Below are 24,140 nucleotides of genomic sequence, written 5' to 3' on the forward strand. Positions count from 1 at the left end.
TGCTCAGATGATGCGGGAGAAGCGGGCGCGGGTGCGATCGGCCTGCAGGTAACGATCAAAGACCATCGCAATACCGCGCACAAAGAACCAGCCCATGGGCGTCACTCGAACCCCTTCACTGCCCAACTCCACCAGACCTTGGGTTTCCATGTCCTTCAAACGGTCCAGTTCAGCAGCAAAGTACTTTTTGAAGTCGATCAGCCATGCCTGCTCCATCGGCTCAATCAGCAGTTCACCTTGGCACATCAACGCCATGATCGCAGCGCGTCTCACCAAGTCATCCCGGTTCAATGCCAGCCCCCGAACGACTGGCAGGCGACCCTGGTCAAGGAAATCGTAATACTCATCCAGGGTCTTGGCGTTTTGGCTGTAGGTCGCCCCAATGCGTCCAATCGCTGACACGCCCAGCCCAATCAAATCGCAATCGGGTTGGGTGCTGTATCCCTGGAAATTGCGGTGCAGGCGCCCCTGCCGTTTTGCAATGGCCAACGCATCAGTAGGCAAAGCGAAATGATCCATGCCGACGTATACATAGCCAGCGTCAATAAATGCATCCAGCGAACGCGAAAGCATGGCGACTTTGGCACCTGCTGTGGGCAACTCCGCTGAAATGATGCGACGCTGGGGCTTGAAGCGCTCAGGCAGATGTGCATATGCGTACAACGCAATGCGATCGGGTCGAAGCTGGGCAATCTGTGACAACGTCCGATCAAATGACTCAGGGGTTTGGCGTGGCAAGCCGTAAATCAAGTCCACGTTGATGGAGTCAAACCCAATGGTGCGTGCAGATTCGACCAAAGCAAAAACTTGCTCTGCGGGCTGAACACGGTGTACTGCCTTTTGGACTTCAGAGTCGAAGTCCTGGACGCCAAAACTCAACCGGTTGAAACCCAACTCTGCCAACAGCGCCAGACGCTCTGCATTGACCGTGCGAGGATCCACTTCGATGGAATATTCCCCACCGGGAGCCAGAGTGAAGCTGCGCTTGAGCATGGACATCAACTCACGCAGCCCATCATCAGACAGGAACGTGGGGGTCCCACCGCCCAGATGCAACTGGCTGACCACCTGTCCCACGCCACATTGGGCCGTGTGCAAATCAATTTCGCGGCTCAGGTACCGCAAATAGACATCAGCACGATCATGGTGTTTGGTAATGATCTTGTTGCAAGCGCAGTAGTAGCATAGCGACTCGCAAAATGGGATATGCACATACAGCGACAACGGCATGGCTTTAGAGCCTGTCCCCAAATGCCTTTGGGCCAACGCCAAGGCATAGTCCTCCTGACCAAAAGCCTCCACAAAACGGTCTGCCGTTGGATAAGAGGTGTATCGGGGACCCGGCACATCAAACCGGGTAAGGAGTTCTGGGGTAACAGCGGTCATGAGATATCCTTGCGTACTCGGTTACTGTGCCGCACCTTACCCTCTTCGTCCTTGACTTGAATCAAGTGAACCCGCTGCTGGTGGAGCGACAATTTGATGCATATCATCCGCTTCTAAGCACTGTGCGAGGCACTTCGGCCTCTCTCGTCGAGCACGATATGCTCGAACAACCAACTGGTTTCTGCGCCATGAATCCGCTCACCATCAAAGTCGCCTGCTCCAACTGCAATCTCCGTGAGCTTTGCATGCCTGTGGGGCTCAACGAAGAGCAGCTGCAACGCATCGACGAAGTGGTAGCCGTGCGGCGCAAGATCAAGCGCGGCGGAACGCTTTTCCGTAATGGAGAAGCTTTCACCTCGCTGTATGCCATTCGCACGGGCTTCTTCAAGACCTGCGTGGCGACAGAAGATGGTCGCGATCAAGTCACAGGATTCCAGATGGCCGGGGAAATCATTGGCCTGGATGGCATCGTGAATGACCATCACACCTGCGACGCCGTAGCTCTGGAAGACGCAGAAGTTTGCGTCATGCCGTTTGATCGCATAGAGGAGCTCTCGCGCGAAGTCACTGCACTACAACACCATGTGCACAAAATCATGAGCCGTGAAATCGTGCGTGAACATGGCGTGATGCTTCTGCTCGGAAGCATGCGTGCAGAAGAGCGTCTGGCGGCGTTTTTGCTCAATTTGGTGCAGCGCCTGCACGCGCGAGGCTTCTCCCAATCTGAGCTGGTATTGCGAATGACGCGAGAAGAAATCGGCAGTTATCTCGGCCTCAAGCTTGAAACCGTGAGCCGCACGTTCTCCAAGTTCGTGGAAGAAGGCACCGTGGAAGTGCGGCAAAGACATGTCCGCATTCTAGATACCGATGCCCTACGCCGCATCGTGAACAACCAACAAGCCTGCCACTGAAAAATTTTCGACAGAGGTGCCGGACAACTGACGAGCACTTCGCTGACGCCTCCGACAATGCCGCGCCATACAGCGCGGCATTTTTTATTCAAGTGCAGGAGGGATGCTTGCGGCAATCGTCAGGGCGCTCCTCGTCTGGCACCGGGCAACGATTCAGCTCAAAGGGAGACATCGCAAGCAAGGTGGTGAGCGCGCTGGACACCATGGTGAGCGCCCAGAACCCAAAGAACGCCAAGGTGTAGACGCCTGTTCTCGACAAGGTGACGGGCTGCCCGAACCAGTGAAGGTCTTGCGGGTCCACCATCGCAAAAACGAGCATCTCAATCACACCTGCCACCAAAAAGGCTGGCCAGGCAATCCACATCAGGCGCTGTGTCCACATCGTGCTGTTTCCTTGCGGTCTTGTATTGGGTCGTTGCGAAATTCAGTGAACCAGAGTGACTTCACAATCACCTCGGCTGCGCTTCTGGCGGGGTCGCAGCGTGATTGCGCCCTTTCATCGCAGGTGCCAAGCTCTTCTCTGGGTGTTCCAGGGTCTTGTTGATGTCAATACCTCGCTGGTAGTAATCCTCCGCGACCACAGGATCTGGGCGCGACATCGCAAGCCACAAAGTAATGAACCCCGCAACAATGACCACCAAAGGGCCAGCCAATACCAGCCACACATGGCCAAACTTCCACCATGGGGCTGCAGCTGGCGTGGCTGAGGAAGAAACAGTAGACATAGCAAACTCCATTAAGTCAGGCTTGTACGTTGAATGAGAACGGTACTACCTGGGAACCAAAAATACGGTTTTTTCTGCCACGTGGGCACCGCCACCCTCGGCACCAATTTCAAAGGTGATGGGATGAGACCCAGGTGAAGCAGACCCATAAGGCACCTGCAATCGCACAGCAACCCAGCGAGACTGAGCGGGATCGACCTCCACCGAAACTTCAGACACAACTTCAAGTCCCTCAAGACCCTTGGCATCTATGCGGTAGCGCTGCGGAGTTTCGGTAGCGTTCATGATCTGAATGCGGTAGATGTTTTCCAACTTACCCCCAGCCACGATGCGCGACAAGGCGGCCCGGTCGCGAACCACGTCCACTTTCAGCGGTGTTCTCGTCACCAGGCTCGCCAACATCGCCACACACAAGGCGACAAGCACGGCACTGTAGACCAAGACGCGGGGACGCAGCACACGCCGCAACATCTGCGATTGGGTCCAGCGTTTGACCACACCATTCTGGGTAGTGAAGCGAATCAACCCGCGTGGGTACTTCATCTTGTCCATGACGGTATTGCACGCATCAACGCACAAACCGCAACCGATGCACTCGTACTGCAAACCCTTGCGGATATCGATGCCCACCGGACACACCTGAACACACAACGTGCAATCAATGCAATCGCCCAGGCCTTTCGCCTTGTAATCCACCGTCTTGTTACGTGGGCCGCGAGGCTCGCCACGCTCTACGTCATAGCTGACGATCAAAGTGTCTTTGTCAAACATGGCGCTCTGGAAGCGGGCATAAGGGCACATGTACTTGCACACCTGCTCGCGCATGAAGCCAGCGTTCCCATAGGTAGCGAACCCGTAGAAGAGCACCCAGAAAATCTGCCAACCACCCTGCCATGCCAGCAACTCCACACCCAATTCGCGGATCGGCACGAAGTAGCCCACAAAAGTAAAGCCTGTCCACAAGGCTACGGTGATCCAGACAATCTGCTTGAAGAATTTTTTGCGGATCTTCTCGAAAGTCCAAGGCCCACCATCCAGGCGCAAACGGGCACTGCGATCACCTTCGATCTTGTGCTCGATCCACATGAAAATTTCGGTGTACACCGTTTGCGGGCATGAAAAGCCACACCACAAACGCCCGGCCACGGCGGTGAACAGGAACAGCGAGAGCGCTGAAATGATCAGCAAACCCGTCAGGTAGATGAAGTCCTGCGGGTACAGCACCAAGCCAAAGATATAAAAGCGACGCGCTCCCAAATCGAAGAGCACCATCTGGCGCTGCCCCCACTCCAGCCAGGGCAAGCCATAAAACACCAGTTGTGTGAGAAACACCATCGCCCAGCGCCACCGGGCAAATACTCCGCTGATGGATCGCGGGTAGATCTTCTTTTGCGCTTCGTACAGGGAGACGATCTCGACCTGGCTGCTGGGCACTTCCGAACCATCTGCGGCAACAGGAGCGATAGGAATAACCTTGCGAGGAGACTCGCTGGGTGGCTTCATGGTGGCGCTCTCTACTTAATCCAAAACTTCAGAAACAACAAAGGGGCGGCGCCCTCAGGCACCGCCCCGCGTTCGCATCACTGCGCCTTGTTGTTTGACAATCCCCAAACATACGAGGCCAGCACCTTGATCTGCGCTTCGGTCAACTTGTCTGCCTGTGCAGGCATCTGATTGACCTTGCCATTGTTGATCATGGCGGTAATCGCTGCTTCACCCCAGCCATGCAGCCAGATGTCGTCAGTCAGGTTGGGCGCACCCAAAGCCTGATTGCCCTTGCCGTCCATGCCGTGGCAGGCGGCGCAAGCACCAAACTTGGACTTGCCCAAAGAAGCACGCAGAGAATCGTGGGGGCTACCCGACAGACTGAGCACATAGTGCGACAGGTTACGCACATCTTCTGGAGAACCTACGGCAGCAGCCATGGGAGGCATGTTGCCAATGCGGCCCTTTTGCAAGGTTTCCAGGATCTTGTCGTGTGTGCCACCGTACAACCAGTCGCCGTCGGCCAAGTTGGGGAAACCCTTGCTGCCGCGGGCGTCAGAACCATGGCATTGAGCGCAATTGTTCATGAACAGGCGTTCACCGATGGCCTTGGCTTGCGTGTCCACGGCAATCGCTTCAGGGGTCATGGATGCAAAGCGGGCGTACAGGGGTTCCAACTCCTTGTTGGCCTTGGCCACTTCTGCCTCATATTCGCCCTTCTGGGTCCAGCCAAGCTTGCCGGCTGAACTACCCAAACCTGGGTAGGCAGCCAGGTAGCCCAAGCCAAAGATGATGGTCAGAACGAACATCCACACCCACCAGCGCGGCAGGGGGTTGTTCATTTCCACCAGGTCTTCATCCCAGACGTGGCCTGTAGTGTTGTCGGCCGTTGATACGACCTTCTTGCGGCCTGCCATCCAAAGCAGCACGGCGCAGCCAATGATGCCGACCAGGGTCAGCGCGGTCACAAAGACCGACCAGAAATTGCTGGTGAAGTCACTCATGGGTTTTTCTCATTCTGGTGGAGTTCATTCTTGCTCAAAGGGCAAGCGAGCAGCCTCATCAAATTTGGCACGGTTGCGGCCCATGTAGGCCCACACCCAGATGCCGATGAAGCAGACCATTGAAGCCAGCGTGGCCACAATGCGCATGGTGGTGATGTCCATATGCCAACCCTCCCTTACTTGAGCGCGCGGCCCATGACTTGCAGATAGGCGATCAGTGCATCCAACTCCGTCTTGCCCTTGACCTCATCAGCGGCTGCGGTGATTTGCGCGTCGGTGTATGGAACGCCCACAGTGCGCAGCGCCTTCATGCGAGGAGCCAAATCGGCCGGATTGACCAGGGTCTTCTCAAGCCAGGGGTAGGCAGGCATGTTGGACTCAGGCACCACGTCACGTGGGTTGTTCAAGTGGATGCGATGCCATTCGTCGCTGTACTTGCCGCCCACGCGATGCAGGTCAGGACCTGTGCGCTTGCTGCCCCATTGGAAGGGGTGGTCGTACACAAACTCACCCGCCACCGAGTAGTGACCATAGCGCAGGGTTTCTGCACGAAAGGGGCGAATCATCTGCGAGTGGCAGTTGTAGCAACCCTCACGGATGTACACATCACGCCCAATCAGCTGGGTGGCTGTGTAGGGCTCCACGCCCTTCACAGCTTCCGTGGTGGACTTCTGGAAGAACAGGGGCACGATCTCCACCAGGCCGCCAATGGCGATCACCACCAGGATCAGCACGATCATCAAGAAGTTGTTGGTTTCAATCTTCTCGTGGCTGAAACCGGCAGAAGCTTGCTTGTTGTTTTGAGACATGGGTTAGCTCCTTGAGGCTCAAGCGTGGGCAGTGTTCACGGCGGGGATAGCCACCTTGACCGAACGGCCAGAGATTGCAGTTGCCCACACGTTCCATGCCATCACCAGCATGCCGCCGAGATACAGCAGACCACCGGCCACACGGATCACATAGAAGGGATAGGTAGCCTTCACGCTTTCAACGAAGGTGTAGGTGAGCGTGCCATCAGGGTTCACAGCGCGCCACATCAGGCCTTGCATCACACCGGCAATCCACATTGCAGCGATGTAAAGCACGATACCGATGGTGGCCATCCAGAAGTGCAGTTCAATCGCCTTGATGGAGTGCATCTTTTCGCGGCCAAACAGGCGGGGCACCAGGTAGTACAGCGAGCCCATGGAGATCAGACCCACCCAGCCCAGGGCACCAGAGTGAACGTGGCCCACGGTCCAGTCGGTGTAGTGGCTCAGTGCGTTGACGGTCTTGATGGACATCATCGGACCTTCGAACGTGGACATGCCGTAGAACGACAGGGACACGATCAGGAAGCGCAGGATAGGATCGTCACGCAGCTTGTGCCATGCGCCCGACAGGGTCATGATGCCGTTGATCATGCCGCCCCAGCTGGGAGCCAACAAAATCAGCGAGAACACCATACCGACGGACTGCGTCCAGTCAGGCAGCGCGGTGTAGTGCAGATGGTGAGGACCCGCCCACATGTAAGTGAAGATCAGGGCCCAGAAGTGCACGATCGACAGGCGATACGAGTACACAGGGCGACCAGCCTGCTTGGGGATGAAGTAATACATCATGCCCAGGAAGCCTGCGGTCAGGAAGAAGCCCACGGCATTGTGGCCATACCACCACTGCACCATGGCATCCTGCACGCCAGCATAGGCCGAGTAGCTCTTCATGAAGCCTGCGGGCACTGCAGCGCTGTTCACCAGGTGCAGCAATGCCACAGCCAGAATGAAGGCGCCAAAGAACCAGTTGGCCACGTAGATGTGCTTGACCTTGCGCGTACCCACCGTGCCAAAGAACACGATGGCGTAGGACACCCAGACCAGCGTTATCAGGATGTCGATAGGCCATTCCAGTTCAGCGTATTCCTTGCCGGAGGTGTAACCCAGCGGCAGGCTGATGGCGGCAGCCAGAATGACTAACTGCCAACCCCAGAACGTGAACGATGCGAGGGCCGGCGCAAACAACCGAACCTGGCAGGTACGCTGCACCACGTAGTAGCTGGTGGCGAACAAAGCGCAGCCACCAAAAGCAAAAATCACCGCATTGGTATGCAGTGGGCGCAAACGGCCATAACTAAGCCATGAAATGCCTAGGTTGAGTTCTGGCCATGCCAACTGGGCGGCAATGATGACGCCCACCAGCATGCCGACCACCCCCCAAACCACGGCCATGATTGAGAACTGACGCACGACCGTGTCGTTGTAATGCGCAGCATTTGTTTTTGGAAAATCCATCGGACACCTCTTTGTATTGCGATACAAGTTTTAACCAGACTGCCATTGCGGTTATTGACGAAAGTCAACCGTCTCGGAGAATGCGCTCCCCCTCTTGTTCCACACTTTCAAACTGTCCGCGGTACACGGCCCACCACAGGCCGGCCAGGATCATCAGCACCAGAACCACAGACAGAGGAATCAATAAATAAAGGATGTCCATCAGGCGGGCTCCGCAGTTTGAAATGACGACACGGCAGCAGATGAACCCCCTGCTGCCTGCGAAATAGAAGGCGACGGATCGCCATGAGCGCCACCCGGCGCCTCTGGCAATCCCTTGGAAAGGCGGGCGGCATTGAGCACCACCAACAGCGAGCTGAGCGCCATGCCCAATCCCGCGAGCCAGGCAGGCATCCAGCCCACCACAGCCAAAGGAACACACAGAGCGTTGTACCCAGCGGCCCACCATAGATTTTGCCGCACAATCTGTAAGGTTTTGCGCGCCAGCAGCACTGCCTGGGGTACCTGAGTCAAACTGTCCCGCAGCACCACGAAATCTGCCCGAGAGCGCGCCAGGGGAACAGCACGGCCAAAAGCGAATGACACGTGGGCTCCCGCCATCACAGGGCCATCGTTCAAGCCATCGCCCACCATGGCCACGTGGTGGCCCTGGGCCTGCAGGCTTTGCAGCGCCGCCAGTTTGTCTTGCGGCGTACAAGCCCCGCGGGCCTCGGTGATACCCGCCTGCGCAGCCACGCGCTGCACCGCTTCTGGGCGGTCGCCAGACAGCATCTGCACACCCAGGCCCGCATCGGCCAGCGCACGCACCACCGTGGCGGCCTCTGCGCGCAGGTCTTCAACCAATCCAAACCGGGCCATTTCCAGCGTCTGCGCGTGGCCTGGCTCACCGCGCTCTTCGGCCAAGACGACCCACAGCGCAGCGCCGTCCGCATCTTCTGCGAATTCGGTAGCACCAGGCTCACGCGCCATCACACCGGCATGAATGGCAGAGCCCAGGCGCACGCGGCGTGGCGGGCATTGCCCCGTGCGGTCTTGCACATCAGCACTCAAACCGAGCCCTGCCTGCTCTTCCAGATGGGAAACCAGCCAACGACCATCGTCCGCGCCAGCAGCTTCCACCAGGGCACGCGATGCCGGATGCAAGGACTGCCGCGCCAACGCGGCAGCCAACGACAAGGCACTTGCCCGATCCAGATCGCCACCCGCCAGCCGCACCGTGTGCAATGCCATCGCATCGCGCGTGAGCGTGCCCGTTTTGTCAAACACCACCGTATCGATCTGCGCCAGGGCCTCCAGCCCTTGCAGGTTGCGCACCAGCACGCCCTGCCGCGCCAGCGTACCTGCTGCCGTCAACATCGCCACCGGGGTGGCCAACGACAACGCACAGGGGCAAGTGACGATGAGCACCGCCACCGCCACCATCAGCGCGTGCCCTGGGTCTTTGGGCCACCACCAGGCAGCAGCAGCAAAGGCGGCCAGCAACACTGCCACCAAAAACGGTTTGGCGATGCGGTCCGCCAGCTGGGCCAGGCGTGGCTTTTGCAGGCCAGCGCTCTCCATTAAGGCCACGATCTGTGCAAAGCGGGTTTGGGCGCCCACACATTCCACGCGAACTTCTACCGACGACTGCAGGTTGTAGCTGCCAGCCGTTACCGCGCTGCCTTCGGGCTTGTGCACCGGGGTCGATTCACCAGTCAGCAGGGCTTCGTCGGCCTGGGTGCTGCCTTTGAGAATCGTGCCGTCGGCCGGAAACGCCTCGCCCGGCAAGACACGCACCGTGTCGCCCACCACCAAGCGCCGCACCGCCACGCGGGTGAATGCGCCGTCAGCGCCCAAGCGCTCCACGCTGTCGGGCAGGCGATTGAGCACTGCCTCCAGCGCACCGGCCGTGCGGTCACGCAGGCGCAACTCCAGCCAGCGCCCGGTGAGCAGGAAGAAAACGAACATGGTCAGCGAGTCGAAGTACACCTCGCGACCAAAAATGCCATTGGGGTCGAAGGTGCCTGCCGTGCTCACCACAAAGGTGATGCCCATGCCAAGCGCCACGGGCAGGTCCATGCTCACCTGCCGCTGGCGTACATCGCGCAAGGCACTGGTAAAGAAAGGGCCGCAGGCAAAAAAGACCACGGGTAGCGAAATCACCCACGAGGCCCAGCGCAGCAGCGTTTCCATCTCTTGCGACAAATCGCCGGGCTGCGCCACGTACGCAGGCCATGCGTACATCATCACCTGCATCATGCAAAAACCGGCCACCAGCCAGCGCCACAGCGCACGGCGACTTTCCACCAGCCGCTGGCCGCGCACAAAAGCATCCATGGCCGGAACCGCGCGATACCCCGCGCTGCGCACCGCTGCCATCCACTGCGATGGCAGCACCCTGCCCGGCTGCCACACCACGCGGGCGCGACGGGTGGCGGCGCTCACATCGGCCTGCAACACACCGGGCACGGACTTCAAGGCATCTTCAATGGTGAGGGCACAGGCCGCGCAATGCATTCCATCCAGCACCACATGCGAATCCCAGGTTGAGCTGGCAGGGTCTGCCACGGCACTTGCGTCCAGCGCAGAGCCTGAAGGCGTGCAAGGCCGACCAAAACCCAGCCACTCTTGTGGGTCGTCCAGAAGAGACACGGCTGCTGGGTCCACCGCCGCCTCGGAAGCGCCAACCACAGGCGCCACCGGAATTTCCGGCGCACCGGAGCGAAACATTGACATGGTTCAAGCCTATCCGCGGAACATGACATCCTTATTGACCTGAATCAAGCCACAAAAGATGATGCATCCTAAGCTTGTTACATCACTTTGAGGAGCCCCCATGTACAAACGCATCCTGATTGCAACCGACGGTTCACCTTTGTCCGACAAGGCTGTTGAAAGCGGCCTGTCTCTGGCGGCCTTGACCGGCGCCTCCGTGGTCGCACTCAAAGTGGTGCCCCGCTACCCCCGCAGCTACTTTGAAGGGGGCATGCCGGTGGACGCAAGCGATGTGAAACGCATCGAAGGCCAGTGGGGCGACGCCGCCCAGGCCATGGTGGATGCCGTCAAGGCCCAGGGCGCAGCCCAAGGCGTGACCGTGAAAGCCGTGACCGCCAAGTCCGACCTGGTGGCCGAGGCCGTGATTTCTGCCGCCAAAAAGCACAAGTGCGACCTGATCGTGATGGCATCGCACGGCCGCAAGGGCCTCAAGCGCCTGCTGCTGGGCAGCGAAACCCAGCACGTGCTGACACACTCGCACATCCCTGTGCTGGTGCTGCGTTAATCACCAAATTAAGTATCAAAACAGGCTCTAGCGCTTATTCAGCAAGCGCTAGCAGCTATGCAAATCATAGCAAAACACCGAGAAGGCTCTGCGCCCTCTCGGTGTTTTTTCATTCCCGACTGGTTTGCGGGCAGCCCAGCGGCGCCCCATTGGCAGAGCAATGCCTGCGGCCCCGCCTGGGGCACTTTCAGCGCACGCTGCCGCAGGTGTCGCTGAACTTCGTGCGCTACCAGCACGCGCACGACTTTGCGACGCCGCACGAGTTCGACGCCGCCATCCAGTACGGCTAGGGATGTCCTGCATAACCCTCGCGAGTCGGTGGTAGTGCGGATCGGAATGGGCCGCAAGGCGTCTTTTTGCAGCCAATAGCCGAGCTATTGGCAAAAAAAGCAACGCAGCGGACCGCCCGAGACCGCGCTATCACAGACCGCAGGGAGTTATGCAGGACATCCCTAGGGCAACTGGCCCAGCGCCAATGCGCGCTACCTGATTGGCAAGGAAACCAGCATCGTCTGTAGCCCCCAACTGCGTGACACCCTGCCCCTGCACACCCCGCAAGACCTGCTGCGCGCCACGCTGCTGCAGCACATCGAGGTGCCCCTGGCCTGGCAAGACTGGATGGAAGCCCACGGCCTGGACACCAGCGCCAGCCGCTTCGGGCCCGGCTTCAACCTCTACTCGCTCATCATCCGCGCAGCGGTTTCAGGCTTTGGCGTGGGCATCGTGCCCACCCGCCTGGTGGAAGACGAACTGGCAGCGGGCTCGCTGGTCGAGCCCCTGAAAGACCGCTTTGACAGCCCGCTGGGCTACTACCTGTGCGCACCCACGGCCCGCACCAACTTGTCGGTGTACCGGCTGGTGGCCGGGTGGCTGGAGCATTGCTGCAACCATGCCGAAGGGGCGGCTGCGTCTGCGGTTGCAGAGGCTGGGGCGGGCTGTATTTTTTGCGCGCCGCAGCAAGGGGCGAACGGTGCCAACGCCGTCACCAACGCTACAGCTTGAGCGCAGAGCTAGACCCGAACGCAAAAAGGGGGAGCACTGACTTGACGAAGGACACGGCCCAGGAAAAGGCGCTGGGCCAAGAAGGCGACGCATCGCTGCAAGAATGATAGCTGGTGGCGCTTACTGCACAAGCGCTGGAGGCCCAAAAGGCTAGAAACCGATGAAGTGAATGCAAACGAAGCCCAGCGCAGCGCAAGAACTCCCAAGGAGAAACCTTTGACAAAGGAGAAGCACTGGAATAAATGCTGGCCTGGATAAAGCGGGATGTGAAGGGACTAACGCCCTGATTTCAGCCGACGCCGAAGGCGGTCGGCTGCGACGAATAGTTAGAACCAAACCAAAAATACATCGAGTCACACCGATAGATAAATTTCTACTTTTTATGAGGGTGCATCAATTTTCCCCATTTTTCCAATAATTTGTTTGGATTTTGGAGAATTTTACGTGCATTTTCAGCTCTTTGTTTGGAGAGCGAGTGTTTGCTAGCATTGATATTTTTTAATAAAATTTCCGACTTTGAATCTTGCTTATTGAACCATGCAATTAGATCGTTGAGTGTATCTGGGGCTGATATTGACATCAGCATCATGGCAAATTCGTCGGCTAAATCCTCGTTGCTGTAATCTCCAATTCCCCAAAGGTACATTAATGAATGCGCCAGTTCATGAAGTAATATTGGATGTATTGCGCCAATGGTTCCTTTTTCAGCCAAGTCTCCAATGAGCTCAGTGCAAATAACTATATTAGGGGTGGAGAAGGCGTTAACTTCACCACATGGTTTTGCTATGATTTTTATACTTGGTAAATTATATGTTCTGGATAGGGCATCAATTGTTATATTTAGAATATTTTCTATGTTTTTTCTGGAGGACTGCGGCCTTTTTCCTACCCTGTCTATTCGTATGTATGTATCTGCTGCGTAGCTATTTTCATTTTTTAAAAATAATGCCGCGTACTGATTGTTTGCGGGTACCTGAATTGTTTTTGCTCCGGAGCCGATCAGTGTTTGATGCAGTAGAAAATTCGGAGTTGGATTTTCGTCTTCTATGTCTTTTTGTTTTATCAGAAAAATTTTGATTGGGGCAGTGGTGATATATCTAAATTCGTAGTGATCACCGAATTTATTGCTATGCAGCTCAATGGAAGTTGCTTCTCCTCGCGGTAGAGTCAATTTTTCGGACGAAACTATATGCCTGTAGGCTGGGTCTACTTCTATTTTAACTTGCGCATTACAATTGGCGCCAAAAAACAGAATGGCGATAAATATATATACAATTTTTCCATGAAGAGAGAATTGTAATTTTTCGATTGAATCCATAACAATGAGTGGTTTTGATATATGTATAGTTGCCTCAAAAATCAATAGATAAAATTGAAGAATTTAAATATTTTTTCATAAATTCGTTAATATCTGCGCATGGTTGATAGTTTTTTTTCATACCAATTTTTTAGAGTGATATTATCTGGCTCTTGTGCAATTGCATGTGGTTTTAAACGAATAACATCGCAACCAAGCTGAATTGCATATTGCTCGGCGCAAATGAGTAAAAGCGCTCCCAGTCCTTTTCTTCTAAATGAAGGAAGAACAAAAATTTCGTAAATTAAACTAGATTTTCTGCCGCTCCAGTCTTCATGCAAAAGTAAGCCAGTCTCTTTGCCGTTATGCGAAGCAAAGAACCCTTGTAATCTACTGCAGTAGCCGCGTTCTAAACGCTCTCGAAGAATAGGTTCGCGCAGTTCGGATGAGGAGGAGATTTTCAATATCTCTGGCATAAAGAAAATTCGCTATCTAACGGCCCAGATAAGCCGCCCGCCGTAGGCGGGTTGGCTTGAGCGTAGGGTTAGGGGCGTTCTTGAACGACGCCATAGATAGCGCTTCCTAACTTGCTGAATGGATTGCCAGAATAGCCGCTCATTGAGTGAAGTTCTTTGATTAGTAGCTCCACATCTTTGATGGACTGGCGGGCGGATTCAAGCGTTGCAAATGTTTGCCAGTCTGTTTTTGCATGTATTTGAGGAAGGCGTTTCTCATGTGTGTCGATGTAGGTTGAGACAGCTTCCTCGGTTGTTTTTCCATGGGCCATTCGATCACGGAAGGAAAATAATTCTTTCAAAGTGCAGTAGGGGCGGACGTTGAAATCGAATTTTATTTCGGCTGCTTGCGCGAATAATTTGTATTTCTCAAGTTTCGAATGCCTGCGTTCAATTTCATCCCATTCCTTACTGCGTAATTTCCCGAGATGATTGAGATATGCTTCAAGCGTAAACGCGCTGAAAATTAGGGACGCTACGAGAGTGTATAACTGTCCTTCTTCATCCTCTTCGGCAAGCTTTAGCATAAACTTTGCGCCGATGTGCATATGGGCAAAAGTGACTGTGATATTTTTGCCGCCAATATAAGTTTTGGAAATGGTTTTAGTGCTTGGCAAAAATGGCATGGAGACTAATGAACTATCTGTGGAATGTGGGCAGGATTGAACAACGGGGTCAGTTTCTGTATTTTAGTTTCTCAAGAGGGTTCCTGTAGCGCATGCCATCCATGAATCGACTTAAGTTCATTTGTACACCCCCTTTTATATTTTCAATAATCATCAAATCTGTCAACTCAGGGCATGACGCCTCTAGAATGCGCGGTTTGTGCAATTTTCCTGCGTCATCCTCTACCAGTTGGCGCGTGTTGCTCCTGATTCTGCAGGTGATTGCGCTATCGGCTTTCTTAAGTAGGGTTACAACCTCTCCATCAAAATCTATTTGATACTCTCCATCTTTTGTTGAGGTGGAAAATGGTTTAAATCCCATTCGATGTACTTTTTCAAGGATTATTGTTTGGGCATGGATAAATTGCATGCCTAAGAGAAGGGGGACGATTGTGATAATTTTCATGATCTTCATGGTTTTTCTTTGACGGCTAACGCCCTGAGTTCAGCCGCCGCCGTAGGCGGTCGGCTGCGACGAACAGTTAGACCCGAAGGCCAAAAGGGGGCGCCCTGACTTGAAGACGGGCGCGGCCCATGAAAAAGCACGGAGCCACGGAAGCGGCGAAGCGCTGCAAGAATGATAGCTGCTGGCGCTTGGCTGGCAAGCGCTAGAGGCCCAAAAGGCTTGAAACTGACACCAAGCCAGCAGGCGAAGCCCGGCGAGCGGCCTAAACCCCAAAGCAGAAACCTTTGAGAAAGACAAAACCCTGGAATAAATAGTGGCCTGCATAAAGCGGGTAATGGGACTAACGCCCTGAGGTCAGCCGCCGCCGTAGGCGGTCGGCTGCGACGATTGGTTAGACGAGAACAAAACCAGTGAATTCGCTATCCAGGCTTGTGGGAAAATTGACACAATGTGAATCATTTGCATGTTTTATCAGCTCTTTACGGTTCCGGCATAAAAATACAGGCTTCATGCAGTCGGCACAGTAGCGAACTTGTGTCTCCTTTTCAATGGTTCGGAGATCCTTCCATTTTTTCTTACAAGCATATATAGACTTGCAAGTGATGAATTTTCCATCTTCAGTAGGTATATCTATTTCGTTCATTATGCAATGCTAAAATCAAGCGGACAGGGTGAGTAGCCGTCGAGGGTGGGGAGATTTGAACGAAATTTTAGAACGCATCTTCATCTTAAATTTGATTCAAATGAGCCTGACAGAATAGGCGACCACTTGCGCTTTGGTCGTGGAGCTCGCTTGATGATCTTCTTTTGAATCTCTATTTCTTTTAGAAGGATTACGCGTGACTCTTCACTCTTTTCTTCATGGAATTTCTTCTCCAAAGATTTCAGCAGACTACGGTGCTTTGCCAAATTTTCTTTATTTTCGATTTGCTTTTCTTGGTGTTGCAGTTTAATTTCTTTTGCATAGACACTGGCCTGATACTCTATAGGTACTGAGGCTAATTTTTCTGCAAATTTCTTGTTCGACTTCTTCACCGACTTCATGTGAATTTCTAACGGGCTAGGTAAGCCGCCCGCAGTATGCGGGTCGGCTTGAGCGGATGGTTAGGCATCATTCTTCTTGAGCCCCCTATTTCGTCGCGCGCTCTTGGCATACAACTTCGCCAACGTTGACAAGACGATCGCACCAGCAGCAAAAGCGACCAAGACTGGCAGTAGGACAACTATCAAGGGCTTAGGTGCTAGACCAATGGCTGCGGCCACCGCTAACAGACCGGCCGGCGCAGCGAAGTATGCGGCGGCTGTTGCTAACGTAGCGGCAACCTTGCCTGCACCGGCAATGTCTTCCGCGACGTCTGCCAAGTCCTCGTGGAATGGGACTGTCGATTTCCGTCGCCTAAAGATGAAGGAAATGACGCGTTTCAGGATGAACAGAAAGAATAATGCGACTAGAACTATGCCTATCACGCCTATGAGTCTGGCCATTCAATGGGTTCTTGTCTTTGCTGCTTGAGGATTCTTTTGCCTTACGCCTAACTAGATTTAGACGACAACAGTCTAATCAACACAAGTCTGATAACGCATTTCGACACGAATTTTTTGCTGGCAGTATGCACCTCCCCACTTTTAGGCAAACCTAAAGTTTCGCGGATGGATGCATTCCGATGCTTGAGCTGATCGGGGCCCGCCAAGGCGGGCCTGGATGCCAGGCCTCCAACCATCAAGCAAACAACCCCTTGTACTGATCCCTCAGCAGGTTCTTCTGCACCTTCCCCATCGTATTGCGCGGCAACTCTGCCACCACAAAGCACTTCTTCGGAATCTTGAAGTTGGCCAGTTGCGACTTGAGCTGGGCCACGATGGCATCGGCATCCAGCTTAGCGCCAGGCTTGGCGATGACCACGGCCACGCCCACTTCGCCAAAGTCGGGGTGCGGCACGCCGACCAGGGCGCTTTCGGCCACGCCGGGCATTTCGTTGATGTAGCCCTCGATCTCTGCGGGGTAGACGTTGTAGCCGCCGCTGATGATCAGGTCTTTGCTGCGGCCCACGATGTGGACGTAGCCGCGTTCATCGACCTTGCCGACGTCGCCGGTCTTGAAGTAGCCGTCTTTAGTGAACTCTTCCGCCGTCTTTTCAGGCATGCGCCAGTAGCCCTTGAACACGTTGGGGCCCTTGACCTGGATGCCGCCGATTTCGCCCACGGGCAGGTCTTTGCCGTCGTCGCCCTGCACGCGCAGGCTCACGCCCGGCAGGGGGAAGCCGACGGTGCCGCCACGGCGTTCATCCTGGCCTTGGTAGCGCTTGTCGGCGCTGTAGGGGTTGCTGGTGAGCATGATGGTTTCGCTCATGCCGTAGCGCTCCAGAATGGTGTGGCCGGTGCGTTGCTGCCATTCCTTGAAGGTTTCGATGAGCAGCGGCGCGGAGCCTGCGATGAACAGGCGCATATTTTTCACTGCATCCTTATTCAAGCCCGCCTCGGCCAGCATGCGCACGTACAGCGTGGGCACGCCCATGAACACTGTTGCGCGGGGCATGGCGGCGATGACGGCCTTGGGGTCGAACTTGGGGCACCAGATCATCTTGCTGCCGTTGATGAGCGCGCCATGAATGGCGACGAACAGACCATGGACGTGGAAGATGGGCAAGGCGTGAATCAACACATCGCCCTTGCCATCAGGCCCTCCGGTAGCCGTCCAACCCCAGTAGTCCTTGAGCATGACGGCATTGCTGAGCATGTTGCCGTGCGTGAGCATGGCGCCCTTGCTGCGGCCGGTGGTGCCGCTGGTGTAGAGGATGGCGGCCAGGTCGTCGGCGCTGCGGGCCACTGCCTGGTGCTCGTCGCCGTGGTGGGCGGCGCGATCGAGCAGGCTGCCGGTGCGGTCGTCACCCAGGGTGAACACATGCTGCGTGCCCAGGGTGAAGGCGATTTTGCTGACCCAGCCAAAGTTGCCGGGGCTGCACACCACCACAGCGGGCTCGGCGTTGCCGATGAAGTATTCGATCTCGGCGCTTTGGTAGGCGGTGTTGAGCGGCAAAAAGACGTAGCCCGCGCGCAGTGTGGCCAGGTACAGGGCCATGGCTTCGACCGATTTTTCAACCTGCACGGCCACGCGGCTGCCTTCGGGCAGCTTGAGCGATGCGAGCAGGTTGGCGATGCGGGCGCTGGCACGGTCCAGGTCGCGCCAGGTGTAGTACAGCGGGGTGCCGTCTGCGGCCGTGGTTTCGACGGCGGTGCTGTCCAGGTCAGACGGGAAGGCGGCGCGCAGGGCGCTGAAGAGGTTTTGGTTGCTCATAAGTAGGCGGGCAGTTCAGCGGTTAAAACACAGGGGGTCTTTTGGCAAGAAACGCGGTGATGCCTTCGCGGTGCTCGGCGCTGTCGGCGTAGGCATAGGGGTCGTGCGGGCCGTTCACTATCATTTCAATAGCTGCTGGCGCTTTCCCATCAAGCGCTGGAGGCGTTTTTAATGCTCGAAGCACTTGCTTGTTCATGCGTGCGGCGCCCGGAGCCAGGGCGGCAATGCGGCGGGCGCTGGCCAGGGCTTCGGCGGGCACATCGTCGTCGGGCACCACGCGGCTCAAAAAGCCGCGCCCCAGCATGTCGGCGGCGGTGAAGATGGCGGCTTCCAGCAGCATTTGGCGGGCAGCGGTTTCACCCACAGCGGCAGCTACCAGCTGCGCCTCGCGCGGGGCCATGGGAAAGCCGAGCTTGGCAATGGGTGCACCAAAGCGGGCCGCAGCGCCCGCCACGCGCACATCGCAGCAGCTGGCAATCTCGACCCCCGCGCCCATGCAGGCGCCGCTGATGCTGGCGACCATGGGCACATCGCACGCCAGCATGGCGTTCAGGCCGCCCCAGACGTCGTTTTCGTGAAAGTCGCGCAGCGCGGCTGCGTCAAACCGGAAACCGGGGTATTCCGAAATATCCCCCCCGGCGCAGAAGGCACCGCCCTCGCCCGCCATCACCACGCAGCGCGCGTTGCTGGCCTGAATGCCTTCAAACACCGACCGCAACTGGCGCCACATGGAGCGCGACATGGCATTCAGCCGCCCGGCGTGGCGAAGGGTGACATGCACCACGCCGCCCTCACCCGCATTCATCAACACTTCACCCGACATCTTGGAATCCATTCTCTTCACACATCCCCACAACCTTCGCACCAGCGCAGCGCCATCGCCAAGGCCACCGTGGAACTGGCTCTGCCAGGCCACGGGTGGCGTCCCCCTTCAGGGGGAAGGCGCAAAGCGCGGACGGTGCGAATAAGCCCGGCGTGCCCGAGCGCGCCGCACAAGCACACTCCGTCTAGGCGCAAAGCGCAGCCATAGCACTGGCTATGGCGAGCATTTGCAACAACGACGGTGTGCGCTTGTGCGGAACGAGCGGGCATGGCGGGTTTGTTTGCACCGTCTTGGGGGTTAATCAAGTTTTGCGCCAGAGGCCTTGACCACGTCAGACCAGCGCTTGACTTCGCCGCTCACGAAGGCGGCGAATTGCTGCTGCGTCATGCCGCCGTAGTCTGCGCCATTGTTGGCCCAGATGGACTTGAGTTCGTCAAACGAGCCGAGCTTGCGAATTTCTTCGACGATTTTGGCCTGCACATCGGCGGGTGTGCCCTTGGGCGCCCACAGGCCGTACCAGGTGGTCACGGTGTAGTCAGGCAGGCCCACTTCGGCGGCGCAGGGCACATCGGGGAAGGCCGGGTTGCGCTTGGTGCCTGACACCATCAGCGCCTTGATGCGCCCGCCCTTGATGTGCGCGGCGGACGAGCCCAGGCCGTCAAACATCATGTCCACATTGCCGCCAATCAGGTCTTGCAGTGCGGGGCCCGCGCCACGGTAAGGGATGTGGGTGATGAAGGTGCCCGTTTGCTGCTTGAACAGCTCGCCCGCCAGGTGGTGCGACGTGCCTGCGCCGGCCGAGCCGTAGTTGAGCTTGGCGGGGTTCTTCTTCACATGGTCGAGGAACTGCTTGAAGTTGGCCGAGGGCGTCTTGGGGTTGACCACCAGCACCTGGGGCACTTGGGCCAGAAGCGCCAGGGGGATGAAGTCCTTTTCGATGTCGTAATCGAGTTTGGGGTACATGGCGGGGGCGATGGAATGGTGCACACCGCCCATGAACAGGGTGTAGCCATCGGCCGCCGCGCGGGCCGCAAAGCTGGCGCCCACGGTGCCGCCCGCGCCGCCGCGGTTGTCAATCACCAGCGTTTTACCGGTGGCTTTGGAGAACTGCGCGGCCAGGGGGCGCGCAAAGGCGTCGGTGCCCCCACCGGCAGGAAACGGCACCAACAGGTTCACCGGCTTGGTGGGCCAGGCCGATGCGTGCGCCAACACGCTGCCCGCGCCCAGCAAGCCCAGGCCAGCACCTGCGGCGGTACGCAGCACGTCGCGGCGCTGCACGATGTTTTCTGTTGTCATTCCTTGTCTCCTGTCGTCGTTATAAAAAAGGAAGTCCGTCCCTGGCGGAGCCTCTGAGAACCTGTTCAGAGCCCCGCGAACCGACCATCAATGGCGGCAAAGGCTGTCGATGTCTCCCGACGCTGGCACTTTGCCCTGCGCCAGCAAGCTGCGGTGCTTGTCTATGCGCTTCAAGTCGTACAGGTAATTCACCATCAACCCATACGATTGTTTCAATCCCTTGGCAGACGGGTCGCCCGCCCAGTTCAGCCGTTCTACCCGCGCGCCGTTGCCCAGGTGAAAGCGGGCCACGGCATCCACCGGCTTGCCGTCCACCATTTCGCGGGCGAGGTAGTGGGCCGCGCATTCGAGCAGCATTTGCCGCGCGGGCGATTTGGCGTCCAGGTCGAGCGGCTTATCTACCGCCGCCAGAAAGTGCGTGGCCTGTGGCGGCTCAAACCCCACGGCCCGGCCCAGTTCGCTGCGGCGCTTGTCGTCCAGGCGGTCCAGCATGGCCCCCGCGTTCTTGGAAAGCCATGCGCGGAAACCCGGGATGGGCGACAGCGTGGCAAAGGTGCGAAGGCGCGGAAACTCCTGCGTCAGTGTCTCCACCACATGCTTGATGAGCGAGTCGCCAAAGCTCACGCCACGCAGGCCGGTTTGCGTGTTGCTGATGGAGTAAAAAATCGCCGTGGTGGCGCGGGTGATATCGACCGGCGCGGCGGACTCGTCCAGCAGCGGCGTGATGCTGGGCGAGATTTTGTCGACCAGCGCCACTTCCACAAAAATCAGCGGCTCGTTGGGCAGCCGTGGGTGGAAGAATCCGTAGCAGCGGCGGTCGCTGTCCAGCCGGTTCTTCAGGTCGGCCCAGCTGCGGATGTCGTGCACCGCTTCGTACTTGATGAGCTTTTCGATCAGCGAAGCGGGCGAATCCCACGACAAGCGGCGCAGCTCCAAAAACGCCACGTCAAACCAGGTAGAGAACAGGTGCTCCAGCTCGGCGTCTAGCGCCAGCAGGCGCTTGTCGCTTTTGAGCAGCGGCAGCAGCTCGGCGCGCATGTCCACCAAAAAGCGCATGCCATCGGGGAACACCGCAAACCGCTGCAGCAGCCGGGTGCGCGGCGACACCAGCGCACGGCGCAGCGAGATTTCGGCCTGCCCTTCTTCGGCCGTGCCTGCGGCGGCCTCGTAGCGCTGGCGGGCCGATTTGAATTCGGTGGCGTCGGGCGCAAACTGCTCGCACAGCAGCAGCCACATGTCGCGGCGCTCCTCCAGCTCGGCGGAGGCATACCACTCGGCCACGGCCTGGGCGCGGCGGCCGCCTTCCAGCTCGCTCACCTGCGGTGCCACCACGGCTTGCAGATCAGTGTGCAGGCGGCGCAGTGCGCGGGGCGACAAGGCTTCTTGCCCCCGGCGCAGCGTGGCCTGCAGCCGTTCGTGCGTGGAGCGCGGCGCGGCCACCTTGGGCACCACGTCGGTCACGCCAGATTTATCAACGCTGGCACGGGCCAGTTTTTCAGGGCCCTTGGCGCCGTCCTTGTCGGCAGCGGGGGCTGCGGCGCGCAGACGGGAGACACTGCGGGAGATCCATTCGGCGGTGCTGTTCATAGTGTCAACCTCGATTGCTGGTTACGGGCCACATCGCGCAGCGCATCGCGCTGGCGTAACAAATGGGTGCGCATGGCATCTTCGGCGGCCGCGCTGTCGCCTGCCTTCAGGGCGGCAAACACGGCCAGGTGCTCGGCCAGGCTTTGCTGCAACCGGCCCGGCGCGTGCAACTGCTGCAGGCGGGCCAGCCGCAAAATCTTGCGCAAATCGCCAATCACCTGGGCCAGCCAGCGGTTGTCGGCCAGGGTGATGAAGGCCTCGTGGATGGCATGGTTGGCGGCGTAGTAGTCGGGGATGCGGCCTTCGCGGGCGCATTGCTGCAGGCGCTGGTGCAGGGTTTCGAGCGCCGCCACGTCGGCACTGCTGGCCTTTTGCGTGGCCTCGTGGGCGGCGCGCCCCTCCAGCAAGGCGATCACGGGGAAGATCTCGTCCAGGTCGCGCTCCGTCACCTCGGCCACAAAGCAGCCACGGCGCGGCTCGTGGCGCAGCAGCCCCTCGGCCACCAGCACCTTCAGCGCCTCGCGCAGCGGCGTGCGCGAAATCTCCAGCCGCTCGCACAGCGCAGCCTCGTCCAGAAAGCTGCCTGGCGGCAGTGCGCCACCAAAAATCTGCTCGCGCAGCCGCGAGGCGACTTCATCGTGCAGTGAATTGGGCACCGGGCGCATGGTCTGAAACAGCTCCTGGAAAATGAAAGCACGCCCCCGAATGGGGGATGACGGATGCTGAAGAACGCAAGCCGTGGGTGTTTTTTCACCCTACCGCGGTCAACAGCACGGCATCTGTCGATTTCGTTTGTAATTTCTCATAATTATGGAAAATCACAAGGTGGAAACCCCGAGTTTTGGCCCGGGCGGGGTAAATAGCCGCACCCTGCGGCGGCTGCACAACACTTGCAAGGTGCTGCGGGGGCGGCCGGGGATGGGCGGAGCGCCAGCGGTGCTTGGCTGAAATTTGAGCCAAATAAGGCTCTAGCGCCCGGTAGTAAAGCGCAAGCAGCTATTAAAACAATAGCAATTCACAAAGGCGGCCGATGCGCAGCAGGATGCACGGCCAGCGCCCTGCCCTGGCAGGCCGTACAACGGCCAGCAACGTTGCGTTGCTGGCACTGAGATCGGACCACAAAGATTTCAGCGCACCAAAAGCGCCTGGAGGACAGCGCCCCCAGCGCACCAACCCGGAGCCTGGGAATCGAACAACGCGCGGCTCAGCGGCGTGCAGCCACCGGCTGGCGCTGCGCCCACACCCACAGCGCAATGCCCGCAGCCACCATGGGCACGCACAGCCACTGGCCCATGCTCATGCCCAGCGACAACAGGCCCAGGAAGCTGTCAGGCTCGCGGAAATACTCGGCGATGAAACGGAAGCTGCCGTAGCCCACCAAGAAGGCGGCGGCCACCTGGCCTTGTTTGCGCTCGCGCCGGGCATAAAGCCACAGCAACACAAAGAGCAGCAAGCCTTCCAGCAAGAACTGGTAAACCTGCGAGGGGTGGCGCGGCTGCAGCGAACCGCTGTGCGCAAACACCATGCCCCAGGGCAGATCGGGGCTGGCAAAGCGGCCCCACAACTCGCCGTTGATGAAGTTACCCACACGGCCTGCAGCCAGGCCAGTGGGCACGCAGGGCGCCACAAAATCAGCCACCTGCAGCCAGGGGCGTTTGCGCGAATGGGCAAACCACAGCATGGCGGCAATCACGCCCAGCAGGCCACCGTGGAACGCCATGCCGCCCTGCCACACCGCAAAAATCTCCAGCGGGTGGGTGAGGTAGTAGCCGGGCTTGTAGAACAGGCAGTACCCCAATCGCCCGCCAATGACCACGCCCACCACGCCGAGGAAAAGAATGTCCTCGACATCCTTGCGCGTCCAGGCGCTGGGGCCGGTGATGGAGGCAAAGGGCTCGTGCCGCAGGCGGCGCGTGCCCAGGAACATGAACAGCCCAAACGCCACCAGATACGTGATGCCGTACCAGTGAATGGCGAGGGGGCCCAACTGCAGGGCAACGGGGTCGATATGGGGGTAAGTCAGCATGGTGGGCGGTATTGTGCCCGCAACCCATGACGGGTCTGGGGCGAGTGTCCACATGGTGTTGAGCCTCTTGCGCGCTATGCACCAGGCGCCTCGCTTTTTTGGGATGCGCACCATCAGTCAACTGATGCATGGTGGATCGCGCAGCGTCATCCATTCGTCAATGCATTGGGCGCGATACTCTCGACCCAGAG

Annotated in this window: 26 protein-coding genes and 1 pseudogene; 4 read left to right on the top strand and 23 right to left on the bottom strand. The window is 57.8% G+C overall.

Annotated features, from left to right (window positions below; all coding sequences use genetic code 11):
- Nucleotides 1-3 precede the first annotated feature (3 nt).
- Nucleotides 4-1,386, bottom strand: coding sequence for an oxygen-independent coproporphyrinogen III oxidase (gene hemN / locus AADJ04_RS02780; RefSeq protein ID WP_044398629.1), 1,383 nt, complete (start codon nucleotides 1,384-1,386; stop codon nucleotides 4-6).
- 188 nt (nucleotides 1,387-1,574) lie between these two features.
- On the opposite strand from hemN, the gene fnr reads away from it, so the two are divergent.
- On the top strand, nucleotides 1,575-2,297 hold the full coding sequence (fnr, locus tag AADJ04_RS02785) for a fumarate/nitrate reduction transcriptional regulator Fnr (RefSeq protein ID WP_066782453.1): 723 nt from the start codon (nucleotides 1,575-1,577) through the stop codon (nucleotides 2,295-2,297).
- Nucleotides 2,298-2,385: 88 nt separating this feature from the next.
- On the opposite strand, the gene AADJ04_RS02790 is transcribed toward fnr, so the two are convergent.
- The 9 genes from AADJ04_RS02790 to AADJ04_RS02830 all read right to left on the bottom strand — a co-directional run bounded on the left by AADJ04_RS02790 (nucleotide 2,386) and on the right by AADJ04_RS02830 (nucleotide 10,493).
- Nucleotides 2,386-2,679 (bottom strand): hypothetical protein, encoded by a 294-nt coding sequence (locus AADJ04_RS02790; protein WP_066782455.1) that lies wholly within the window; start codon nucleotides 2,677-2,679, stop codon nucleotides 2,386-2,388.
- Nucleotides 2,680-2,746: 67 nt separating this feature from the next.
- Nucleotides 2,747-3,022 carry a FixH family protein gene (locus AADJ04_RS02795; RefSeq protein ID WP_044398696.1) on the bottom strand — a complete coding sequence of 92 codons (276 nt, stop codon included), beginning with the start codon at nucleotides 3,020-3,022 and terminating at the stop codon, nucleotides 2,747-2,749.
- A 45-nt stretch (nucleotides 3,023-3,067) separates the two neighbouring features.
- Nucleotides 3,068-4,525: a cytochrome c oxidase accessory protein CcoG gene (ccoG, locus tag AADJ04_RS02800; protein ID WP_312781502.1), complete on the bottom strand. Its 1,458-nt coding sequence runs from the start codon at nucleotides 4,523-4,525 to the stop codon at nucleotides 3,068-3,070.
- 77 nt (nucleotides 4,526-4,602) lie between these two features.
- The gene (gene ccoP / locus AADJ04_RS02805; protein WP_044398636.1) at nucleotides 4,603-5,511 is read right to left on the bottom strand and encodes a cytochrome-c oxidase, cbb3-type subunit III; all 909 of its coding nucleotides are present in this window, start codon (nucleotides 5,509-5,511) and stop codon (nucleotides 4,603-4,605) included.
- A gap of 24 nt (nucleotides 5,512-5,535) precedes the next feature.
- Nucleotides 5,536-5,673 (bottom strand): cbb3-type cytochrome c oxidase subunit 3, encoded by a 138-nt coding sequence (locus AADJ04_RS02810; RefSeq protein WP_044398638.1) that lies wholly within the window; start codon nucleotides 5,671-5,673, stop codon nucleotides 5,536-5,538.
- Nucleotides 5,674-5,687: 14 nt separating this feature from the next.
- Nucleotides 5,688-6,320: a cytochrome-c oxidase, cbb3-type subunit II gene (gene ccoO, locus AADJ04_RS02815; RefSeq protein WP_341238674.1), complete on the bottom strand. Its 633-nt coding sequence runs from the start codon at nucleotides 6,318-6,320 to the stop codon at nucleotides 5,688-5,690.
- 18 nt (nucleotides 6,321-6,338) lie between these two features.
- On the bottom strand, nucleotides 6,339-7,778 hold the full coding sequence (gene ccoN / locus AADJ04_RS02820) for a cytochrome-c oxidase, cbb3-type subunit I (protein WP_066782460.1): 1,440 nt from the start codon (nucleotides 7,776-7,778) through the stop codon (nucleotides 6,339-6,341).
- 64 nt (nucleotides 7,779-7,842) lie between these two features.
- A complete protein-coding gene (ccoS, locus tag AADJ04_RS02825; RefSeq protein ID WP_044398643.1) occupies nucleotides 7,843-7,980 on the bottom strand; it encodes a cbb3-type cytochrome oxidase assembly protein CcoS in 138 nt (45 codons plus the stop codon).
- Nucleotides 7,980-10,493, bottom strand: coding sequence for a cation-translocating P-type ATPase (locus tag AADJ04_RS02830; protein WP_341238675.1), 2,514 nt, complete (start codon nucleotides 10,491-10,493; stop codon nucleotides 7,980-7,982). Before AADJ04_RS02830 ends, ccoS begins: the two co-directional genes overlap by 1 nt.
- Nucleotides 10,494-10,593: 100 nt before the next feature.
- Here AADJ04_RS02830 and AADJ04_RS02835 point away from each other — a divergent pair, with 100 nt between their 5' ends.
- The 3 genes and pseudogenes from AADJ04_RS02835 to AADJ04_RS02845 all read left to right on the top strand — a co-directional run.
- On the top strand, nucleotides 10,594-11,037 hold the full coding sequence (locus tag AADJ04_RS02835) for a universal stress protein (RefSeq protein ID WP_044398647.1): 444 nt from the start codon (nucleotides 10,594-10,596) through the stop codon (nucleotides 11,035-11,037).
- A 101-nt stretch (nucleotides 11,038-11,138) separates the two neighbouring features.
- Nucleotides 11,139-11,327: a hypothetical protein gene (locus AADJ04_RS02840; protein WP_341238676.1), complete on the top strand. Its 189-nt coding sequence runs from the start codon at nucleotides 11,139-11,141 to the stop codon at nucleotides 11,325-11,327.
- Nucleotides 11,328-11,511: 184 nt separating this feature from the next.
- Nucleotides 11,512-12,039, top strand: a pseudogene (locus AADJ04_RS02845) (LysR substrate-binding domain-containing protein); the annotation flags it as partial.
- On the opposite strand, the gene AADJ04_RS02850 reads toward AADJ04_RS02845, so the two are convergent.
- The 13 genes from AADJ04_RS02850 to lgt all read right to left on the bottom strand — a co-directional run bounded on the left by AADJ04_RS02850 (nucleotide 12,029) and on the right by lgt (nucleotide 23,949).
- Nucleotides 12,029-12,262 (bottom strand): DUF1010 domain-containing protein, encoded by a 234-nt coding sequence (locus AADJ04_RS02850; RefSeq protein WP_341238677.1) that lies wholly within the window; start codon nucleotides 12,260-12,262, stop codon nucleotides 12,029-12,031. The pseudogene AADJ04_RS02845 and the gene AADJ04_RS02850 overlap by 11 nt on opposite strands.
- A gap of 150 nt (nucleotides 12,263-12,412) precedes the next feature.
- Nucleotides 12,413-13,357, bottom strand: coding sequence for a DUF4344 domain-containing metallopeptidase (locus AADJ04_RS02855; protein WP_252101425.1), 945 nt, complete (start codon nucleotides 13,355-13,357; stop codon nucleotides 12,413-12,415).
- An 86-nt stretch (nucleotides 13,358-13,443) separates the two neighbouring features.
- A complete protein-coding gene (locus AADJ04_RS02860) occupies nucleotides 13,444-13,800 on the bottom strand; it encodes a GNAT family N-acetyltransferase (RefSeq protein ID WP_341238678.1) in 357 nt (118 codons plus the stop codon).
- Nucleotides 13,801-13,880: 80 nt separating this feature from the next.
- Entirely contained in the window at nucleotides 13,881-14,477 is a 597-nt protein-coding gene (locus tag AADJ04_RS02865) for a hypothetical protein (RefSeq protein ID WP_341238679.1), read from the bottom strand.
- Nucleotides 14,478-14,526: 49 nt separating this feature from the next.
- Nucleotides 14,527-14,931, bottom strand: a complete 405-nt coding sequence (locus tag AADJ04_RS02870; RefSeq protein ID WP_341238680.1) for a hypothetical protein — start codon at nucleotides 14,929-14,931, stop codon at nucleotides 14,527-14,529.
- 30 nt (nucleotides 14,932-14,961) lie between these two features.
- Nucleotides 14,962-15,246, bottom strand: coding sequence for a DUF1010 domain-containing protein (locus AADJ04_RS02875; RefSeq protein WP_341238681.1), 285 nt, complete (start codon nucleotides 15,244-15,246; stop codon nucleotides 14,962-14,964).
- A gap of 399 nt (nucleotides 15,247-15,645) precedes the next feature.
- On the bottom strand, nucleotides 15,646-15,966 hold the full coding sequence (locus AADJ04_RS02880; RefSeq protein ID WP_252101423.1) for a hypothetical protein: 321 nt from the start codon (nucleotides 15,964-15,966) through the stop codon (nucleotides 15,646-15,648).
- A gap of 676 nt (nucleotides 15,967-16,642) precedes the next feature.
- Nucleotides 16,643-18,217 carry a malonyl-CoA synthase gene (locus AADJ04_RS02885; protein ID WP_341238682.1) on the bottom strand — a complete coding sequence of 525 codons (1,575 nt, stop codon included), beginning with the start codon at nucleotides 18,215-18,217 and terminating at the stop codon, nucleotides 16,643-16,645.
- 22 nt (nucleotides 18,218-18,239) lie between these two features.
- Nucleotides 18,240-19,040, bottom strand: a complete 801-nt coding sequence (locus AADJ04_RS02890) for an enoyl-CoA hydratase/isomerase family protein (RefSeq protein ID WP_341238698.1) — start codon at nucleotides 19,038-19,040, stop codon at nucleotides 18,240-18,242.
- 297 nt (nucleotides 19,041-19,337) lie between these two features.
- Nucleotides 19,338-20,336, bottom strand: a complete 999-nt coding sequence (locus tag AADJ04_RS02895; RefSeq protein WP_341238683.1) for a tripartite tricarboxylate transporter substrate binding protein — start codon at nucleotides 20,334-20,336, stop codon at nucleotides 19,338-19,340.
- An 87-nt stretch (nucleotides 20,337-20,423) separates the two neighbouring features.
- Complete coding sequence (locus AADJ04_RS02900) at nucleotides 20,424-21,923, bottom strand: malonyl-CoA decarboxylase (RefSeq protein WP_341238684.1); 1,500 nt, start codon at nucleotides 21,921-21,923, stop codon at nucleotides 20,424-20,426.
- Nucleotides 21,920-22,588 carry a GntR family transcriptional regulator gene (locus AADJ04_RS02905; RefSeq protein ID WP_341238685.1) on the bottom strand — a complete coding sequence of 223 codons (669 nt, stop codon included), beginning with the start codon at nucleotides 22,586-22,588 and terminating at the stop codon, nucleotides 21,920-21,922. The genes AADJ04_RS02900 and AADJ04_RS02905 overlap by 4 nt, the downstream gene beginning before the upstream one ends.
- A 539-nt stretch (nucleotides 22,589-23,127) precedes the next feature.
- Nucleotides 23,128-23,949: a prolipoprotein diacylglyceryl transferase gene (gene lgt, locus AADJ04_RS02910; protein ID WP_044398671.1), complete on the bottom strand. Its 822-nt coding sequence runs from the start codon at nucleotides 23,947-23,949 to the stop codon at nucleotides 23,128-23,130.
- Between the last annotated feature and the right edge of the window lie 191 nt (nucleotides 23,950-24,140).

Source organism: uncultured Acidovorax sp., assembly GCF_964021665.1.
Classification (GTDB): Bacteria; Pseudomonadota; Gammaproteobacteria; order Burkholderiales; family Burkholderiaceae_C; genus Acidovorax; species Acidovorax temperans.

Excerpts from the sequence above, each read along its gene's own strand:
- AADJ04_RS02855 (WP_252101425.1), bottom strand. The coding sequence starts at position 13,357 with ATGGATTCAATCGAAAAATTACAATTCTCTCTTCATGGAAAAATTGTA.
- AADJ04_RS02895 (WP_341238683.1), bottom strand. The coding sequence starts at position 20,336 with ATGACAACAGAAAACATCGTGCAGCGCCGCGACGTGCTGCGTACCGCC.
- ccoG (WP_312781502.1), bottom strand. The coding sequence starts at position 4,525 with ATGAAGCCACCCAGCGAGTCTCCTCGCAAGGTTATTCCTATCGCTCCT.
- AADJ04_RS02905 (WP_341238685.1), bottom strand. The coding sequence starts at position 22,588 with ATGCGCCCGGTGCCCAATTCACTGCACGATGAAGTCGCCTCGCGGCTG.
- AADJ04_RS02790 (WP_066782455.1), bottom strand. The coding sequence starts at position 2,679 with ATGTGGACACAGCGCCTGATGTGGATTGCCTGGCCAGCCTTTTTGGTG.
- AADJ04_RS02885 (WP_341238682.1), bottom strand. The coding sequence starts at position 18,217 with ATGAGCAACCAAAACCTCTTCAGCGCCCTGCGCGCCGCCTTCCCGTCT.
- AADJ04_RS02880 (WP_252101423.1), bottom strand. The coding sequence starts at position 15,966 with ATGAAGTCGGTGAAGAAGTCGAACAAGAAATTTGCAGAAAAATTAGCC.
- ccoO (WP_341238674.1), bottom strand. The coding sequence starts at position 6,320 with ATGTCTCAAAACAACAAGCAAGCTTCTGCCGGTTTCAGCCACGAGAAG.
- AADJ04_RS02870 (WP_341238680.1), bottom strand. The coding sequence starts at position 14,931 with ATGAAGATCATGAAAATTATCACAATCGTCCCCCTTCTCTTAGGCATG.
- hemN (WP_044398629.1), bottom strand. The coding sequence starts at position 1,386 with ATGACCGCTGTTACCCCAGAACTCCTTACCCGGTTTGATGTGCCGGGT.
- ccoP (WP_044398636.1), bottom strand. The coding sequence starts at position 5,511 with ATGAGTGACTTCACCAGCAATTTCTGGTCGGTCTTTGTGACCGCGCTG.
- lgt (WP_044398671.1), bottom strand. The coding sequence starts at position 23,949 with ATGCTGACTTACCCCCATATCGACCCCGTTGCCCTGCAGTTGGGCCCC.
- AADJ04_RS02835 (WP_044398647.1), top strand. The coding sequence starts at position 10,594 with ATGTACAAACGCATCCTGATTGCAACCGACGGTTCACCTTTGTCCGAC.
- AADJ04_RS02795 (WP_044398696.1), bottom strand. The coding sequence starts at position 3,022 with ATGTCTACTGTTTCTTCCTCAGCCACGCCAGCTGCAGCCCCATGGTGG.
- ccoS (WP_044398643.1), bottom strand. The coding sequence starts at position 7,980 with ATGGACATCCTTTATTTATTGATTCCTCTGTCTGTGGTTCTGGTGCTG.
- AADJ04_RS02900 (WP_341238684.1), bottom strand. The coding sequence starts at position 21,923 with ATGAACAGCACCGCCGAATGGATCTCCCGCAGTGTCTCCCGTCTGCGC.
- AADJ04_RS02890 (WP_341238698.1), bottom strand. The coding sequence starts at position 19,040 with ATGTCGGGTGAAGTGTTGATGAATGCGGGTGAGGGCGGCGTGGTGCAT.
- AADJ04_RS02830 (WP_341238675.1), bottom strand. The coding sequence starts at position 10,493 with ATGTCAATGTTTCGCTCCGGTGCGCCGGAAATTCCGGTGGCGCCTGTG.
- fnr (WP_066782453.1), top strand. The coding sequence starts at position 1,575 with ATGAATCCGCTCACCATCAAAGTCGCCTGCTCCAACTGCAATCTCCGT.
- AADJ04_RS02865 (WP_341238679.1), bottom strand. The coding sequence starts at position 14,477 with ATGCCATTTTTGCCAAGCACTAAAACCATTTCCAAAACTTATATTGGC.
- AADJ04_RS02810 (WP_044398638.1), bottom strand. The coding sequence starts at position 5,673 with ATGGACATCACCACCATGCGCATTGTGGCCACGCTGGCTTCAATGGTC.
- AADJ04_RS02875 (WP_341238681.1), bottom strand. The coding sequence starts at position 15,246 with ATGCAGGCCACTATTTATTCCAGGGTTTTGTCTTTCTCAAAGGTTTCT.
- ccoN (WP_066782460.1), bottom strand. The coding sequence starts at position 7,778 with ATGGATTTTCCAAAAACAAATGCTGCGCATTACAACGACACGGTCGTG.